Raw genomic sequence first — 15,438 nt, 5'->3', positions numbered from 1 at the left:
CCTGAACTCAACCAATTTTTTTCTCTGTGGCCGGGGGTTAACCCTCGGCCCTTTGTTTGTTATGCTGAGAAGCATGATGTGAAGCTGAGCAAGGATTTGCTTTTTCATCGAAAAGGGATAAGAAATGAAGGAGGAAGGACATGTATACAAAAGAAAGCTTGATGCAGCAACTAGAGCAGCTTGGTATGGATAGGCAAGGCACGTTGCTCATTCACTCTTCAATGAAAAGTATAGGCGAGGTTGAAGGTGGAGCAGACACGGTGTTGGATGCCTTTAGCGACTATATGAAAGAGGGATTGTTGGTGCTTCCCACTCATACGTGGTCTACCATTAATGCGGATAACCCATTGTTCCACGTGGAAAATTCTACCTGTTGTGTGGGCATTCTGCCTGAACTGTTTCGTAAACGTCCGGGCGTCGTTCGTTCATGGCACCCAACGCACTCGGTAGCAGCACTGGGAAGGGATGCAGAGGCATTTACGAAGGATGATCATCTCTTCGACACACCGTGCGCGAGAGGTTCGGCATGGGGGAAACTGCTTGATCGGAAAGCGACGATCTTGTTAGTAGGCGTTGATTTGAAGCGGAATACATTTATTCATGGGGTCGAAGAGTGGGTGGACATCCCTGGCAGAATGACGGACGAGCATGAGATGCTGTATACGGTTCTACCAGATGGAAGCCAGATTTCAGTACCGTCCCGCAGACATTGTGGGTTGCCATGGTCGGAGCATTTTTGGAAAGTAGACGAGGTATTGGTTCGCGAAGGTGCGATGCGTAAAGGAAAGCTCGGCGATGCGGTCGTAAGAGTGTGTGATGCGGCTAAGACGGCAGAGGTAATCACGGAGATGCTGAAGGATAACCCTGATCTTTTCACGGATAATCTCCCTCTGGATGAAGTAAACGAATGATGTAAGAGCCGTCCGATAGCCGGATGGCTCAATATGAATCACATGACAATGCCCAAATATCTCCCGAGCAGATGACCTTCCTCTCCTGTTTGTACTCTAAACCTCCAAGCATTCACAAATAATCAGAAATAGATCAGCATTTCGATCAGAGGTTGGTCGGACTTCCAGTGTATGGGCTACTCACCCTTATAGTGGTGTGATAAGATATGGTTAAATTAACCAATAAGTTTGGCGTAGCAGAATTGTATAGGTGTTTATTGAAGTTATATATAAGTATCACATAGAATCATGAACAACCACGTTGTCATTGTAGCATCTAAGAAGGAGAAGATTCGTGAACCCTTTAGTATGGTATGATCTCTTTTTATTTGTCCTATTGTTCGGTGTAGGTGTATATGTGTTTGCTACGGTTAGGATTACGAACTTACATAAAGTGTACTTTTTATTTCACGGGTTGATGATGCTCTGGCCTTTCTGCCAATTTGCGAGTACGCTCACAGATGATTCCGGTCTGCAGTTATTCTATGTTACGTTATCTTTCGTCGCGGTCTCTCTGCTCGGGAGTGGGTGGCTTCTACTGACGATCTTTATTACCGGTTATTCAGAGCGTTTGAGTGCAAAAGGAACCTTCTTGCTATTTGTCCCTGCGGTGATCGGGGCTATAGGTGTGGTCGCAAATCCATGGAACGAATTCGTCATTCCACTGGAGGGCGGGTACATCGAGCGGGATTATGGCCTTTGGTTCTGGGTTGTGATGACTATTCTGGTGAGCTATTTCTTGACTTCTCTCGTGGTTTTATTCCGGGCGGTGTATTCTTCGCAGACGTCTGCCATGATCAAAAAACAAGTGAGAATCACCCTGTGGGGCATCTTGGTGTTGGCTGTGTTTGCAACGATTGATGCGATTCTGAATGTCGTTCTAGCCCGCTGGTTGCCGATCATTCCTGGCATGACTTCGCTGGGGATCTTTCTGTCGGACCTCTTCTTCGTCTATGTGATCAAAAGATACAATGTGTTCGATCTGGTCTCCATCGCCCATGAGGATGTAATCAATACCATTCCATATGGCATCCTGGTACTGGATGAGAATGAGGTCATTGTTGAAGCGAACAAAGCCTCTCGATCCTTTATGGATCTGCATGTGGGGGATTCTTTTGATATGGAGGCATTTCTGGAATCTGTTCATGTTGTGGGCAGCTGCCGGGAGTTCGTGAATCATTATAAGAAAAAAGAAAATACCCTCTCTCACATTGAGGTGATCGTGGAGCGGGACAACAATATCCGGCACTATATCCTGCAATCGTCTCCAATTGTGGATTCGGCCCTTGTGCCGATCGGTCATATCCTCACGTTCCAGGATGTCTCGCAGGAGCGCTTCTATGTGAAAGAGATGAATCGCCAGAACGAGACGCTTCAGGAGCGAAACCAGGCGCTGGACTTGATCCGTCAGGAGTTATCCGAGGCTAATCGCAAACTGGAGGAACTCGCCCTGACGGACAGTTTAACCAACTGTTACAACCGTCGTTATCTGACCCAACATCTGAATCACGAGGTCATTACCAATATTCAATACAAAACACCATTTTCACTCCTACTGCTCGATATCGACTACTTCAAAGCCATCAATGATCGCTACGGACATGTCATCGGGGATGAAGTGCTTGTTCGCACAGCGGAGGCGGTCAAACACTCCATTCGCAGTACGGATATTCTGACGCGCTATGGCGGGGAAGAGTTCATGATCTACCTTCCGCACACGGAGCATGATCTGGCTAATCAAATTGCGGAGCGTGTGAGAACCGCTGTGGAGTCCAACCACATTGTGGTGGATCACGAGATTATGAAGGTGTCCATTACGATTAGTATTGGGATTCTATCCTTTGAGGACTTTGAGGTTGAGCATGTGCCGGACAATCCAGAAGGGTATTTGATTCAGCTGTTCGCTGCGGTGGATAAGGCATTGTATCAGGCGAAGCAGAATGGGCGTAATCGGATTGAATTTGCGGAGTTTGAGCGGGGAGTTGTTTGAAAGGGAAATAAAAAGAGTGGGGGCATTGCTCCACTCTTTTTGGACGCAGTTTATATTTTACCCGAGTCACAGTCAGGAAAGATCGGCTTTTTATTTTCTAAATTAAACCAATCTTCAATATGATCACTTAAAGATGGAATGTCGGTGATCCCTTTTTCGCATATTTCGTTATACTTATCGCCTAAAATTCTTTTTAGATTATAATTTTTCTTATATTCGTCTGTTAATCTTGCCTGATATACTTCATATGGTTCCAAGCTGTAATTTTGGTTGCGAGTCTCAAGACCAAGATACAACTTCCATTGTAACTCGCCCTGGAAAGCATCTATACATGTAGCTAATTCGTTGTACACCTTCCCTGGATTGAAAAATCTGAAATAAAATCCAGGCGTGTGATGATAAAGATCCTCTCTTGCAAACATATTATATCTGACCCATTCGTAGGTACGAAGCTTAGATAATGTATAGCCTATGAAGTGAGGCAGTTCCAGAATTTTATTCGCAATATTTGTACATGACTCTAAACTCTCAGTGAATATATCGCTCCCAAATTTTCCCCTGAACATCGTGTATATTTCTTTAGCTAAGTTATGTTTATCCAAGCTGGCGTTACGAGTACATTCTTCAATTTGTTTTACCTCTTCCTCATATTCATCCTCAGGAGCGTAGGGGAATAGATCAATGGGGTCCCATTCATCTATTATTTTTTTAACTAACATATGTAACACCTCTTTTAAAATCCTTTATAGATCCTGCGGGGCCAGTCATTACACAAGTATTTTCCCGAATCAGAAGCTTTTATCGGTTATCATGAGAGCATCCCTTCAAGATTCTGATTCTAGTATAGACTCCGTCCTTACTGGATGAAGCCAGATTGTTTAATTAAATTGTTGGATAAACGCTGTAAAGTCTGTGGCGGCCACATGACCACCCAAGGGGTTGTAAGAATTTATCGTTTCAATATAGATAATATTAGGCTGAGAATTGTGGCTGTAATTAAAACAAAACAGGTTACCCTCTACATCTATAGCAAAAGGAAAATGATTAGGAGGAAGGTTGTTCTTTTGCTCATTATATACATCCAATATATCAAGCTCATCAAATGCGATGAAGGTTAAGAAGGAAGAAAACATCACTTTTTTTCCACTGATGTTCAACGTCCGTTGGGCAGGTTCTGCACCGTGATATTTTTCTATGAAATGAATGTACTCAGAGGGGAATTGTATACCCCAAGTCTTTTCCACTGTCTTTACGGTATGAATATCAACAGGAGAATACTCCGTGCTCCATGCATTATTATTATCCACCATCTGATCTACTCCCTAGAGATAATCATTTTGGCTACTTCGGTTTTTGATCCACTAATTTCAAGGAATATAGTAATAACGGCCCTCTTAGTATGAGTCATTCATCTTCGGGGAAAATCGGCATTTTATTCTCTAAATTAAACCAATCCTCTATATGATCGTTCAAGGCCTGTATATCCTCAATACCTAACTCACAAATTTCATTATATCTTTCTCTCAAAATACGCTTTAAGTCATAATGTTCTTTAAATTCATCTGTTGATCTTGCTAAGAATACTTCATATGGCTCTAGCTATAATTTTTATTGCGGCTCTCATAGCTGAGATATAGTTTCCATTGCAGTTCCCCTTTTTGAAAAGAAGCTACACATTCGGCCAATTGGTTATATACATCACCAGGGTTATGAAATCGGAAATATTATCCAGGCGTGCTGTGGTAAATATCCTCTCTTGCAAACATATTAAATCTGACCCACTCGTAAGTACGAAGCTTAGATAATGTATAGCCTATGAGGTGGGTCAGTTGAACGTCTTTTTTATCCATGGTGTATATATTCATAACTTCACCTCGATTCTTCTAATTGTTCAACAGATAGTTGTATTTTACCGTTATTTTGTTCTTGTATCGCTTTTAGATAACTATCGTATCTTTGTCATCGTCTCAATCCTCAGTTCTTGATCTATACTATATTTTAATCCATGTTAGATGCTGTTTGTGAGGACCTATAGTTCTATTTGTTTGTACCCATTCTCCTGGAATTCTCAAACGGAGGTGTATTGTTTTTGACTAATTCCGTATAGTACACATATATATAAAATTATTATTTTAATAGATTAGGGTGTTCAAATATGTTCACTATTTCATTTAAAGCAATTGATAACTTTGATGAAATTAAACAAATGTCTGCAAAGCAGTTTGAACTAACGAAACAAGATATCGAGGGAATTATTGAATTGGACTTTAACGGAAGTAAGTATGGTATGTTCTTTGATGATTGTCCATTTGGTAATGAAAGACTTATTAGATGGTTTGTTGACTTACTGACTATAGTCCAGAAGATTAGAACACACCAATATGTTGCTTATCGAATTCCTGATAGCGCTAATTTTTGGCTGGAGTTTAAACAGCAGGGAGTGGAACTACAAGTTAGTTTAGTAGAAGATATTAATCGGGAAGTTATTCTGGACTTATTTATTACTGAACCACTTGAGGAATTTAGATACTCAACTTGGAAGGATGTTATTGTAGGTTCGGCTTCCTTTACAGATGAAATTATGAAAAATACGCATCAGTTTCTGGATTTTGTTACTGAATTGAATCCTGACATACTGCAGAGTACGAGTATTCAAATACTTCAGGAAAAGTTAACCGATGTAAAGCGACTGACCTCATAGAGAACCTACTTTGGCTGAAAATGTTGATTACGAAGTATAATTTCATATCGAAATTTCAGCATGTAGTCACTTTGAATACAGAACATAAGAATACTCTTATTCTATGGCATCATAAAGTTCCGACATTCGGTCAGCCAATTCCAACTGTGGCTGCATTCGCTGATAATTTATATCGGTAGGTGTCATGTACAGCACTTCTTTTCTCTGCTCAAACATCGTGACATGGTACAAAACCCCTGTAGCATCCTCTTGGTCCGGATCAAGTACGATTTCTAAATCGTGTACCTTTTCAATCCATTCCTGAATTAGTACCTTATCTGTGGTTGTTTTTTTAGTACCATCACCACCACTCATCATTTCAATAGAATCAACCTGTGTAATATCGCCAGGATAGAAGGTGTGTAATTCCTTCAGTACTTTACTTACTCCAGATTGATCGGCCTTATTAGAACTTTGGCAGCCGCTAAGAATCAGGATCATAACTGTAGCAATCATTAAGACGATAAATGAATATCTTCTCATCGTACTCCCCCTCTTTAGTCCCTAAACGAATTTTGTATTTGAAATGTTCTGGATAAAATTTATTTTGTTTAATCCTTAAAGTACATCGAGGTTACTGGTCACATATGCTGGAAGACTACGAAACTGGGTTATAACTCTTCGAGAAATCCTGCATGGTTCTACCTGTAAACAATTCCGGATCGTAAAGGAAATACCAGCTAATAAAGCTCTCAGCGGAGGAGCGGTTTATTACAGCACAATCCTAAAGGGTGTAAATAAAGGTTATATAGGAACTGATGGAGTATATTCACACATAAGTAATGTGTTAAGTAAACTTGATGTGGAACCAATTCTAAATTAATTTAAATAAATTAATTGGAGGTGTGTCCGTATGAAATTTATGAAGGTGTTGTTAATATGTTCACTGTTATTTATATTGAGTGCATGTACCATTTTTAATTCAAATGATCAACAGGTTCAAGGGTATGTAAAAGAGATTGATCAATCGAACAAAAGAATTCTTGTAATAAGTGATTTGGTACCAGAGGATCTTCAGGAAGATACTAATAAATTAATACAATCAAACAAATATAGTGAAGTATATTGGGTTAGTGGTATAAACCTGTCTAAGTTTAATGTTGGGGACGAGATAGAAATAACCTATGATACTTTAGAGACATCGTATCCGGGGATTCTCACTGCTAAGAAATATACTAAGTTAGCAAATGAGTAAAACAAGATAACTTAAATCGATTTGAATTATGAAGAGTGTTGTCTATGCTGATTTAGTGCAACGCTCTTCTTTCTTTTTGCTTAGAAATCTGTATGTGATTTAGTTCATTTCAGAGTTTGAAATAGTTTGCACTTCAAACTTCACTTTTGAATCATTGCGGGAAGAGGCGACAGAGGAGCAGATTGGGCGGTATCGGGTGATGTTGGAGGAAATGAAGTAGGAGAGGTATTTACTGAAACTGATAGGATATGCCTTGAAGTGGGTATATGCATATAGGACCACAGCACCGAAGAGGAGCACAGCTTGTGTTTTTACCATGGTGAAATCAGGATGTTAGCCGGATAGTTTACATATTACACTTCTGCTAACATAGGATAATCCTATTTCGAATGAGCGGAGAAACGTATGAGTACAATCAAAGTTACCCCTGAACAACTACATCACGTATCGAATCAGGTGGATCAAGCCAGACAACAGTTAGAGAGTATACGAAGTGAACTGACGAGACAGATCATGTTCGTTCAGATGATGTGGATGGGCGCGACGCAGGAGCGATTTTACTATGAGTTCGAGCAGTCGCGACCTATACTGGATAAAGCGCTGGAGAGTATGGTGAACACATCCAAGGAATTGAAGGATATTGCCACGCGTTTCCAAGATGCAGATGCTCAGAAGGTAAGTCTGGGTGGTGCGTTTGGAGCAGTCGCTGCCGCAGCTATGATGACCAAATCATCAGGTGATTCAGGTTCGGGTGATAAGGGCTATCGGATGGCGCAAATCAATATGTTTGGTAAATTGGTATGGATGCCTGTCAACGAGAATGGTGTTGCGGATCAGGCTGCTCTTCAGGCTTATCAGAGGGATCAGGGAAATCTGGACTTTAATCGCATGCAAGCTGTGAACGTTGAACCGCCTGGGGAAGATATTTTTGCGTTACAGATCAAGGCATTTGAGATGGGCATTCATCCTACGACAGGAGAGGCTGTATCAGATAAGTATGCTCAGATGATGGTGACCTCTCTGAAGTTTAGTCAGATATTCATGGCGATTCAGATGGTTCGTGGGAGTATGCCGGGTGGTAAAGGGCCTCATCGATTGCCTGCTTCTAATCCTGCTGTGGCGAAGATCAAACAGCATATTGAGGCTGCTAAGGCGAAGAAAGGGAATGGGCAAAAGCAGGCTAAAGATGCCGAAGGGGCACAATCGGGGAAATATATAACTGATCCAATAAAAATGAGACCACACATAATACCTCCAGAAGACGGATTTCAAGCTTTTGTTGAGAGAAAGTATATTGATATAAGAAAAATCGGTTTAGATGATGTACAAACGGTTTCTAAAAACACTGGACTGGCGGAAGCAGAAGTTGCCGCGATGAAAAAACATTTGTTTCTTAATGTTCATGATCTATCTGTGGAGGGTAGATATTATCAAAAGTTATACATGCAAGGAGATCAAGATATTGCTTACGGTTGGCAACAGGCACAGCTAAGAGAACTGACTAAAGCAGAAAAAGACTGGTTTCGGCAAACTGCAAATCACGAATTGAAAGAAAGCGATATAATGAAAAATGGAGTTAAGAATGATAAAGGAGAGGTTATTTCTGAACCCTTACCATTAAGAGATCAAAATACATGGGACTCTGCCAAGAAGACATTTAATGTAGATACTACAAAAAATGCACATGATAAAGCAGATGTAACGGATCCTAATCCTCCCCCATTCCCAGGATACAATCCTGTAGATGATGTCAGAAAATACGTTTTTGACGATCCAGATAAATATTGAAATTGAGGTGGCTATAGTGAATTTGCAAGCAGCAGTAGGAAGAATTAACAAGATAAATTGGGAACAAGTAGGAAGCCGATCTTCAGAAGTAGAAGCAGATTTGGCACGTGAGTACTTAAGAAGATTAGCTTATTTTTTTAAGGAGAGTTCTATACGACCGCTACCTCCTTTTATTGCTAACATTGCAACTGTATTGGGAGATAATGAAGAAGTAGAAATTTCTGATTATTGTAATATAACTGCAATGAGCGAATATGGTACTAATGTGTATGTGTATAAAGTATTCGAATATTATTTACAATTAGCAAAGCTTGCTGATAAGAATCAATCATATGTAGAATATCTAAGCGTGTATGAACCATTTATAAAAATCTTTGAACGACAGGGATTAGTTGTACTTAAACCAAAAGAGCTGAATGTAGTAGGGTGTGCACATATTCCACTAAATAGTTGGTACGATAAATTTCTTGAGATGAAACCATTAGATATGAATAGTTTGGAATAATAGGTCTGGGGCTGATTGAAGTATGGATTTAGCGTTGTACCTATTCTATAAAAAAGACACGAAACAATTAGCAGATTTATTGTTGAGTTCACTACAAGATTTTTCTCAGGAGACTCACATGAAATCGAGGGATGGTTATTACACGATTACCAATCCTAACTTCTCATTTATCGTACAAGACGATGATGAGTTAGTAAGTTTTACGAGAGAAGAGTTAAATTTAAATATCAATTACTGTATCAATATTTCCGTTTTTTCACGTTCACCCAAAGAGGGATTACAAGTTATATTCCAAGCGATTAATACTCTAACGGACAGATTAGAAGAGGATATTGCATTGACAGATAGTGAATCTGGCGTGATCTTTCTGCGGTCCGACGGTCAGCTTGTCATTAACTCGTATTGCAGAGAGAACCCTGATATCTATGATTGGCCTTATGATTTACTGGATGGAAACTTTATTGAGAAGGATATGGCAGGGTTGATTTAAGAAGCTGGGAGCTCACTTTCAAAAGGAGATCTTCACAATTCGAACGGGCTGATGTATAGAATCGGTCAGAGTACATTTTTTATTAAACCGTTTTCTGAGGGAGATTAGTCTTTAAAGTAGGCAAGAAATTGATAGTAAGTCATATACTACGAGGTAATTTAATGGCTAAAACACAACATAGTAAATGGCTGAGGTTAGTAGGTAAGGACGAAAATAAATATGAACTAAATTGCCCTAATTGTGGCCATTCCAATATACACTTTCAGTATGTCGGAGATACACGGTCAAGAATAGGGTTTTTAGATATATGGTGTGATTATTGTATTCATGGGATTCATATCTCCCGGACCAAGATCCCTGAACGTGTAGATATGATCTCGTTTGAAGAGGAAGATGAGTATAATAAGCGAGTAACTAAGTTCATAATAGTAGAGCGAGGGTAATGCTCTTTATGAGCGTTGGAGAGTTGATGAACTATGAAAGAAGATAAAGTTAATGACTTTTATTATGTTGGTTACGAGGGGCAACCGGAAATATTAATTGTATTTGAAAACTCTACGGAGAAAAATATCCTAAAGATGTGGAATGGATATTTGGAGACATTATTGGATCTTATGTGTCATTACGAGTCTACTGACAATGGTATTCTACAAGAATATTATGCCCATGAAGGTTGGTATGAGGAAAGTCCATGGGAAATACAGGACCTGGATTCAGCTATTCATTTATTTAAATCCTTCAATGTGAGTAAAGTAACTGGTAAGCAAATAGAGAATGTTAAGAATATTGTCCCTACTCTCCCAGAAGCAGCAAATCAGATATCAACATTTTTAGAATTAGCCAAAACGAACGGTTGCAGCGTGTATATTGAATACGACTGATTGGGAGCATGGAACATACTTTCAAACGATAACGCAGTTGCTAGCGCTGTGTTATTTAGTCGTTACCTGGTACGTAACTCTAAATAGGTTTAATAGTCGATCAAGAGGAGAGCAACGCATGGGCATCTACTAACCAAAGCTATTGAACGTTTATCGTCTATTTCATTTGAGGATACAGAAGATAGCTCACTAGAATCTTCTTCTCATGTTTTGATTAAAGAATATCTTAGACGCGTTAATCAATTATTAAATGAGATGGATGCTTCAATAGATCAATATCCCCTATTTAGTTTTGCTAAAATTCTTGGAAAAGCTATAGATGAAAAGGTATATCGAGCTTGTTCAAAACTGGACACGCTAGGAAATCCTTATGTGAAGGTAATTTGCTACGGTTATTTAGAAGTCTCCGAATTAGCAGATCAAGGAGTGGATGAAGCAAATCAATACATCGACCTCTACGAACCGATGATAAAGTTCTTTGAACAAGGCGGGAGTTTTACTATAAGACAAGGCGAAATGGTTGTAGGTAGTTCAGCTTATCCTCTTAAGTATTGGAGACATTTAAATATTTCAGTACAAGATATTAGCGACATTGAATTAAATCATATTGAGTAAACTGAGGGGATGACTTTGGAACAAATAAAACAGATGAATAAAGAAATATTCAAAGAAAATTTATTAAAGACAATTCAAGAAATCTCAAATGAAATTGGGTTAACATCTAATGAATATAGATTCATTATCGAGCCTGTGAGGGAAAAGGATAAGCCATTGAATAGTGCAGATAATATGATGCGATTGAATATTTTGAGTGAGGATAATATAGGAGGAAAGCAGTTACCGTTAATCAATACGGTGAATGTTCTTTGCGGGTTAGAGCCAATGGTGCCTATATGGATTAATGTAATCTTTATAGGTTTGGATGAAGCTACAGCGATTTTTAAGTTACAGTGCAGTCTAAGGTTTAGAAAACCTACTTTGCTGAGAAATGTTGAAACGGGACATGCTCCCTTTAAAGCGATTATTGAAAGAACAGATTAAAGATAATGGCTATATAGTCAACTAGCCCACATAGATACGGATGAGGGGTTGTGAAGAGATTATGTACGAATATCATGGATGGGCAACCATTAGAGAGAGTACCTCGTTTGAAGAAGATGAGTATCAATATGGTTTAGTTATCCAACATCTGCGGGAATATGTATATGAGCTAAATTGGCCTACAGGTGTTTTGGACTTGAGAGCAGTTAATGGTGACTTTCAACTATGGATAGCGGGCCTAGATAATCACAAACCTGTATCAAAATATGATCCGATCAAAGTGTTTAGAAAAGTAGGTGAAATAGCTCCAGGTTCCTATGGAATTCTTTATGTAAGAGATAGTGATGATTCGGAATCCTTCAATCAGTTTAAGGTCTACACTTTAATTCGAGGTAAAGTAATGGAGAATGATGATCCGTTGCTCTCCCCATTCATACCTAACATAGAGGATGAAAAGCCATGAAACAAGAGTTAGATCTTAAATTTGAGCTTCACAAAAAGTGGGTAGAGACTAGTGGTCAAGAAGGTGAGAAGCTACGATTACAGGAAGTTGATTTTCAACATTATGAGTTAACTGGTGTGTGTTTGGAACAATCGTATATGACTAGCTGTAATTTTGATAATCTTAGTCTGAACAACATGGATTTCCATGCCTCAGTTTTAAGTTCGTCAACTTACAACGACGCAGAATTAGTGGATTGTGATTTTTATAAGTCGGACCTATCTTATACTGAATTTTCTAATGCAGCTTTGAATAATGTAAGATTTGCTAGAGGTGATTTTTGGGAGGCTGATTTTAAAAGGGCTACGATTATAGATTGTAATTTTTCGGCAAGTAGCTTCTCTTTAACTGACTTTAGTAACGCTTCATTAATAAATATAGATATAAGCCAATCGAGGTTTGAAGGAGTTTCATTCTATGGAGCAACTTTAAAAAACATTAAAGGAATAACCGAAGCGAATTTCCATAGCATTAATGTCGGCACTCCTGACAACCCAACAGTCCTTCTAGGCCAAGATGCAGCAAAATGGTTAGAAGCTACCGTGGGAGAATGAATTTTAAATTATATCTAAAAGACAAGTGCTGAATTGAATTTATATTAACGGAGTTGGCATGCTGAGTAAATATATGGACCTAGATTCTTTTAAGGAATACTTATTAAAAACTGTAGATGAATTATCTTCCTATCATAACGAAGTACTGGGTGAGAACAGTAAATTCATAATCACTCCGATTGAGGAGTTGGGTAAATCTTTAAATTCTACAGACGAATATCTTTACCGGGGAATGTTAAATTCGAATAATTTAGACGGACGCGAGTTCGATATTGATTCTGTTACAAAGATATTGGGTTGTAGAGTACCATTGTGCCCCCTTTGGATAAAAGTATCGCTAAAAGGAATCTCGGCGGACGCACCTGTAATTGAATTACAGACGAGTTTAAGATTTCGCAAACCAAGTTTGTTACAACACCAAGAAACGGGGCATCCTCCGTTCATAGCAGTTCTACAGTCTTTAAACTAATAAAGAAGAGAATAACGAATGTTTATGAATACCTGAATCTTAATAGATCGGACTATTTTTGGGTGTCTGATTACGATTGGGCTGAATCTTCTAAATGGAGGTCACTATAAATGATCGAAGAGTCTAGAGAAGTAATACGAAAAAGAGCGGCTCTTCATATGAACGATCCAGTAATCGAGCAATACAGAGATGAACTAATTAATATACTAAGCCAAAATGAAGATGAGACGATTCAATTCCTCAAGAACTGTAGTAAGGACGAACTTATTTGGGTTAGTGAGGTGTTTGAAGAAATAGCTTATAATCTCCAAAGTACAGAATATATCAACACCCTCAAGGAATGTGATAAAAAATATCCTGAATTAAAATTAACGAATATTATCAAGACGGCCATTTCTTACATGGATTAATCTTACCGGTATACAGAAAGTAGGATCAAACTGGGAGATGACTAAGATAGAGGTTAATGTTTAATATGTACAAACAATTAGATAATCTTTTATCAGCTGTGACGACAGTTGATTCCTGGTATGATGACGGTTGTATTATAGCAGCAGAATCATTGGGGAATTCGGACAAAGTGATTGGGATAATTAACCATTGAGGTGTTAAATAAGCCACTGTACTGGAAGAAAAAGCTGGCTTACTGTCTAGATAGTACACAGCACACACAAGAATTTGAAATCCTGCTTTCTCTACTTTCTGATGAAGACAGCGAGTTATTCGAAATATGTATAGATACATTAAGAAGTTACACATCTACTGAACATAAGCAACGAATTATAAATCATCCTATAATATTAGATCGTGTGCATAATGCAATTTCAGGAGCAGGAACTGCTAGCCAAAAAATATTAGAGGAATTTCTTAAGGGGTTAAAATAGGTGAAATGAGTATAATAAGCGAGTGCCTAAGTTCATTAGAGCGAGGGTGATGCTCTTTATGAGCGTTGGAGAGTTGAGCTATGATAGAAGATAAAGTTAATGACTTTTATTATGTTGGTTACGAGGGGCAACCGGAAATATTAATTGTATTTGAAAACTCTGCGGAGAAAAATATCCTAAAGATGTGGAATGGATATTTTGAGACATTATTGGATCTTATGTGCCAGTATGAGTCTACTGACAATGGTATTCTACAAGAATACTATGCCCATGAAGGTTGGTATGAGGGAAGTCCATGGGAAATACAGGACCTTGATTTAGCTATTCATTTATTTAAGTCCTTCAATGTGAGTAAAGTAACTGATGAGCAAATAGAGAATGTTAAGAACGTTGTTCCTACTCTCCCAGAAGTAGCACATCAGATATCAACATTTTTAGAATTAGCCAAAACGAACGGTTGCATCGTGTATATTGAATACGACTGATTGAGATTAAGGAACATAATTTCAAACGATAACGCAGTTGCTAGGGCTGCGTTATTTAGTCGTTACCTTTGAAGTAACTCTAAATAGGTTTAATAGTCAATCAAGAGGAGAGCAACGCATGGGGCAGCTACTGACCAAAGCTATTGAACGATTATCGTCTATTTCATTTGAGGATACAGAAGATAGCTCACTAGAATCTTCTTCTCATGTTTTGATTAAAGAATATCTTAGACGCGTTAATCAATTATTAAACGAGATGGATGCTTCAATAGATCAATATCCCCTACTTAGTTTTGCTAAAATTCTTGGAAAAGCTATAGATGAAAAGGTATATCGAGCTTGTTCAAAACTCGACACGCTAGGAAATCCTTATGTAAAGGTAATTTGCTACGGTTATTTAGAAGTCTCCGAATTAGCAGATCAAGGAGTGGATGAGGCAATTCAATACATAGACCTCTACGAACCGATGATAAAACTCTTCGAACGAGGCGGGAGTTTCATCATAAGACAAGGCGAAATGGTTGTAGGTAGTTCAGCTTATCCTCTTAATTATTGGAGACATTTAAATATTTCAGTACAAGATATTAGCGACATCTAATAGGATCATGTAGATCAAACTGGGGGGATACTATTGTCCGTAGGTCTATATAGATATAACAGGGATATAGAAGATCGGAATTGTGAACTTACACTCAGTGAGAATATTGCTACTCAGGAGTTTTACGATGAGTACTGGGAGGCAGCAATACATGAATTAGGAATAGCCTTGATTCGGGATGGATCTAAAATATATTTTCACCAATTAGAAGCTGCTGTAGTTGAGTTAAAACGATTAAGTGAGTGGGCAAAGGAACATTTAAACGGGTGTGAGTTAGATTATATGACGGGTAGAATTGAAAATATACAAGATATATTACCTAGTGCATTTATTAGTGAAACTACAATTCTGTATATATTCTGAAGT

Annotated in this window: 20 protein-coding genes; 17 read left to right on the top strand and 3 right to left on the bottom strand. The window is 38.6% G+C overall.

The features are described from left to right. The first annotated feature begins 140 nt into the window (after positions 1 to 140). On the top strand, positions 141 to 911 hold the full coding sequence (locus WFI24_RS18935; RefSeq protein ID WP_336763275.1) for an AAC(3) family N-acetyltransferase: 771 nt from the start codon (positions 141 to 143) through the stop codon (positions 909 to 911). A 334-nt stretch (positions 912 to 1,245) separates the two neighbouring features. Beyond that, entirely contained in the window at positions 1,246 to 2,940 is a 1,695-nt protein-coding gene (locus WFI24_RS18930; RefSeq protein WP_336763273.1) for a histidine kinase N-terminal 7TM domain-containing diguanylate cyclase, read from the top strand. A 50-nt stretch (positions 2,941 to 2,990) separates the two neighbouring features. On the opposite strand, the gene WFI24_RS18925 is transcribed toward WFI24_RS18930, so the two are convergent. Continuing rightward, on the bottom strand, positions 2,991 to 3,659 hold the full coding sequence (locus WFI24_RS18925; RefSeq protein WP_336763271.1) for a DUF1871 family protein: 669 nt from the start codon (positions 3,657 to 3,659) through the stop codon (positions 2,991 to 2,993). 159 nt (positions 3,660 to 3,818) lie between these two features. After that, a complete protein-coding gene (locus WFI24_RS18920) occupies positions 3,819 to 4,250 on the bottom strand; it encodes an SMI1/KNR4 family protein (protein WP_336763269.1) in 432 nt (143 codons plus the stop codon). Between the two features lie 845 nt (positions 4,251 to 5,095). On the opposite strand from WFI24_RS18920, the gene WFI24_RS18915 reads away from it, so the two are divergent. Continuing rightward, the gene (locus tag WFI24_RS18915) at positions 5,096 to 5,641 is read left to right on the top strand and encodes a hypothetical protein (RefSeq protein ID WP_336763267.1); all 546 of its coding nucleotides are present in this window, start codon (positions 5,096 to 5,098) and stop codon (positions 5,639 to 5,641) included. Between the two features lie 96 nt (positions 5,642 to 5,737). On the opposite strand, the gene WFI24_RS18910 is transcribed toward WFI24_RS18915, so the two are convergent. Continuing rightward, the gene (locus WFI24_RS18910) at positions 5,738 to 6,163 is read right to left on the bottom strand and encodes a hypothetical protein (RefSeq protein ID WP_336763266.1); all 426 of its coding nucleotides are present in this window, start codon (positions 6,161 to 6,163) and stop codon (positions 5,738 to 5,740) included. Between the two features lie 370 nt (positions 6,164 to 6,533). Here WFI24_RS18910 and WFI24_RS18905 point away from each other — a divergent pair, with 370 nt between their 5' ends. The 14 genes from WFI24_RS18905 to WFI24_RS18840 all read left to right on the top strand — a co-directional run bounded on the left by WFI24_RS18905 (position 6,534) and on the right by WFI24_RS18840 (position 15,435). Continuing rightward, positions 6,534 to 6,875 carry a DUF3221 domain-containing protein gene (locus WFI24_RS18905; protein WP_336763264.1) on the top strand — a complete coding sequence of 114 codons (342 nt, stop codon included), beginning with the start codon at positions 6,534 to 6,536 and terminating at the stop codon, positions 6,873 to 6,875. A 405-nt stretch (positions 6,876 to 7,280) separates the two neighbouring features. After that, complete coding sequence (locus WFI24_RS18900; protein WP_336763262.1) at positions 7,281 to 8,663, top strand: WXG100 family type VII secretion target; 1,383 nt, start codon at positions 7,281 to 7,283, stop codon at positions 8,661 to 8,663. Positions 8,664 to 8,679: 16 nt separating this feature from the next. Then, a complete protein-coding gene (locus tag WFI24_RS18895) occupies positions 8,680 to 9,168 on the top strand; it encodes a hypothetical protein (RefSeq protein ID WP_336763260.1) in 489 nt (162 codons plus the stop codon). 22 nt (positions 9,169 to 9,190) lie between these two features. After that, complete coding sequence (locus WFI24_RS18890) at positions 9,191 to 9,658, top strand: hypothetical protein (RefSeq protein WP_145324922.1); 468 nt, start codon at positions 9,191 to 9,193, stop codon at positions 9,656 to 9,658. A gap of 476 nt (positions 9,659 to 10,134) precedes the next feature. After that, positions 10,135 to 10,539 (top strand): hypothetical protein, encoded by a 405-nt coding sequence (locus tag WFI24_RS18885; RefSeq protein WP_145324921.1) that lies wholly within the window; start codon positions 10,135 to 10,137, stop codon positions 10,537 to 10,539. A gap of 210 nt (positions 10,540 to 10,749) precedes the next feature. Next, complete coding sequence (locus WFI24_RS18880; RefSeq protein ID WP_336763257.1) at positions 10,750 to 11,154, top strand: hypothetical protein; 405 nt, start codon at positions 10,750 to 10,752, stop codon at positions 11,152 to 11,154. Between the two features lie 15 nt (positions 11,155 to 11,169). Further along, entirely contained in the window at positions 11,170 to 11,580 is a 411-nt protein-coding gene (locus tag WFI24_RS18875) for a hypothetical protein (protein WP_145324919.1), read from the top strand. Positions 11,581 to 11,641: 61 nt separating this feature from the next. Further along, positions 11,642 to 12,043, top strand: a complete 402-nt coding sequence (locus WFI24_RS18870; protein WP_336763255.1) for an Imm7 family immunity protein — start codon at positions 11,642 to 11,644, stop codon at positions 12,041 to 12,043. Continuing rightward, a complete protein-coding gene (locus WFI24_RS18865; RefSeq protein ID WP_336763253.1) occupies positions 12,040 to 12,636 on the top strand; it encodes a pentapeptide repeat-containing protein in 597 nt (198 codons plus the stop codon). Before WFI24_RS18870 ends, WFI24_RS18865 begins: the two co-directional genes overlap by 4 nt. Positions 12,637 to 13,215: 579 nt before the next feature. Further along, positions 13,216 to 13,515, top strand: coding sequence for a hypothetical protein (locus tag WFI24_RS18860; RefSeq protein WP_282319815.1), 300 nt, complete (start codon positions 13,216 to 13,218; stop codon positions 13,513 to 13,515). Positions 13,516 to 13,710: 195 nt separating this feature from the next. Next, positions 13,711 to 13,989, top strand: coding sequence for a hypothetical protein (locus WFI24_RS18855; protein ID WP_336763249.1), 279 nt, complete (start codon positions 13,711 to 13,713; stop codon positions 13,987 to 13,989). Between the two features lie 80 nt (positions 13,990 to 14,069). Further along, positions 14,070 to 14,474, top strand: a complete 405-nt coding sequence (locus WFI24_RS18850; RefSeq protein WP_336763247.1) for a hypothetical protein — start codon at positions 14,070 to 14,072, stop codon at positions 14,472 to 14,474. A gap of 118 nt (positions 14,475 to 14,592) precedes the next feature. Continuing rightward, positions 14,593 to 15,072: a hypothetical protein gene (locus WFI24_RS18845; protein WP_336763244.1), complete on the top strand. Its 480-nt coding sequence runs from the start codon at positions 14,593 to 14,595 to the stop codon at positions 15,070 to 15,072. A 33-nt stretch (positions 15,073 to 15,105) separates the two neighbouring features. Then, entirely contained in the window at positions 15,106 to 15,435 is a 330-nt protein-coding gene (locus tag WFI24_RS18840) for a hypothetical protein (RefSeq protein ID WP_336763243.1), read from the top strand. Positions 15,436 to 15,438 lie beyond the last annotated feature (3 nt).

Source organism: Paenibacillus sp. USHLN196, from assembly GCF_037144955.1.
Lineage (GTDB): Bacteria > Bacillota > Bacilli > Paenibacillales > Paenibacillaceae > Paenibacillus > Paenibacillus xylanexedens_C.
This window is presented reverse-complemented; position numbering and strand designations above follow the sequence as displayed.

Coding starts and splice junctions, on each gene's coding strand:
- WFI24_RS18935 (WP_336763275.1), top strand. CDS start 141: ATGTATACAAAAGAAAGCTTGATGCAGCAACTAGAGCAGCTTGGTATG.
- WFI24_RS18925 (WP_336763271.1), bottom strand. CDS start 3,659: ATGTTAGTTAAAAAAATAATAGATGAATGGGACCCCATTGATCTATTC.
- WFI24_RS18920 (WP_336763269.1), bottom strand. CDS start 4,250: ATGGTGGATAATAATAATGCATGGAGCACGGAGTATTCTCCTGTTGAT.
- WFI24_RS18915 (WP_336763267.1), top strand. CDS start 5,096: ATGTTCACTATTTCATTTAAAGCAATTGATAACTTTGATGAAATTAAA.
- WFI24_RS18910 (WP_336763266.1), bottom strand. CDS start 6,163: ATGAGAAGATATTCATTTATCGTCTTAATGATTGCTACAGTTATGATC.
- WFI24_RS18905 (WP_336763264.1), top strand. CDS start 6,534: ATGAAATTTATGAAGGTGTTGTTAATATGTTCACTGTTATTTATATTG.
- WFI24_RS18900 (WP_336763262.1), top strand. CDS start 7,281: ATGAGTACAATCAAAGTTACCCCTGAACAACTACATCACGTATCGAAT.
- WFI24_RS18890 (WP_145324922.1), top strand. CDS start 9,191: ATGGATTTAGCGTTGTACCTATTCTATAAAAAAGACACGAAACAATTA.
- WFI24_RS18885 (WP_145324921.1), top strand. CDS start 10,135: ATGAAAGAAGATAAAGTTAATGACTTTTATTATGTTGGTTACGAGGGG.
- WFI24_RS18870 (WP_336763255.1), top strand. CDS start 11,642: ATGTACGAATATCATGGATGGGCAACCATTAGAGAGAGTACCTCGTTT.
- WFI24_RS18865 (WP_336763253.1), top strand. CDS start 12,040: ATGAAACAAGAGTTAGATCTTAAATTTGAGCTTCACAAAAAGTGGGTA.
- WFI24_RS18860 (WP_282319815.1), top strand. CDS start 13,216: ATGATCGAAGAGTCTAGAGAAGTAATACGAAAAAGAGCGGCTCTTCAT.
- WFI24_RS18850 (WP_336763247.1), top strand. CDS start 14,070: ATGATAGAAGATAAAGTTAATGACTTTTATTATGTTGGTTACGAGGGG.
- WFI24_RS18845 (WP_336763244.1), top strand. CDS start 14,593: ATGGGGCAGCTACTGACCAAAGCTATTGAACGATTATCGTCTATTTCA.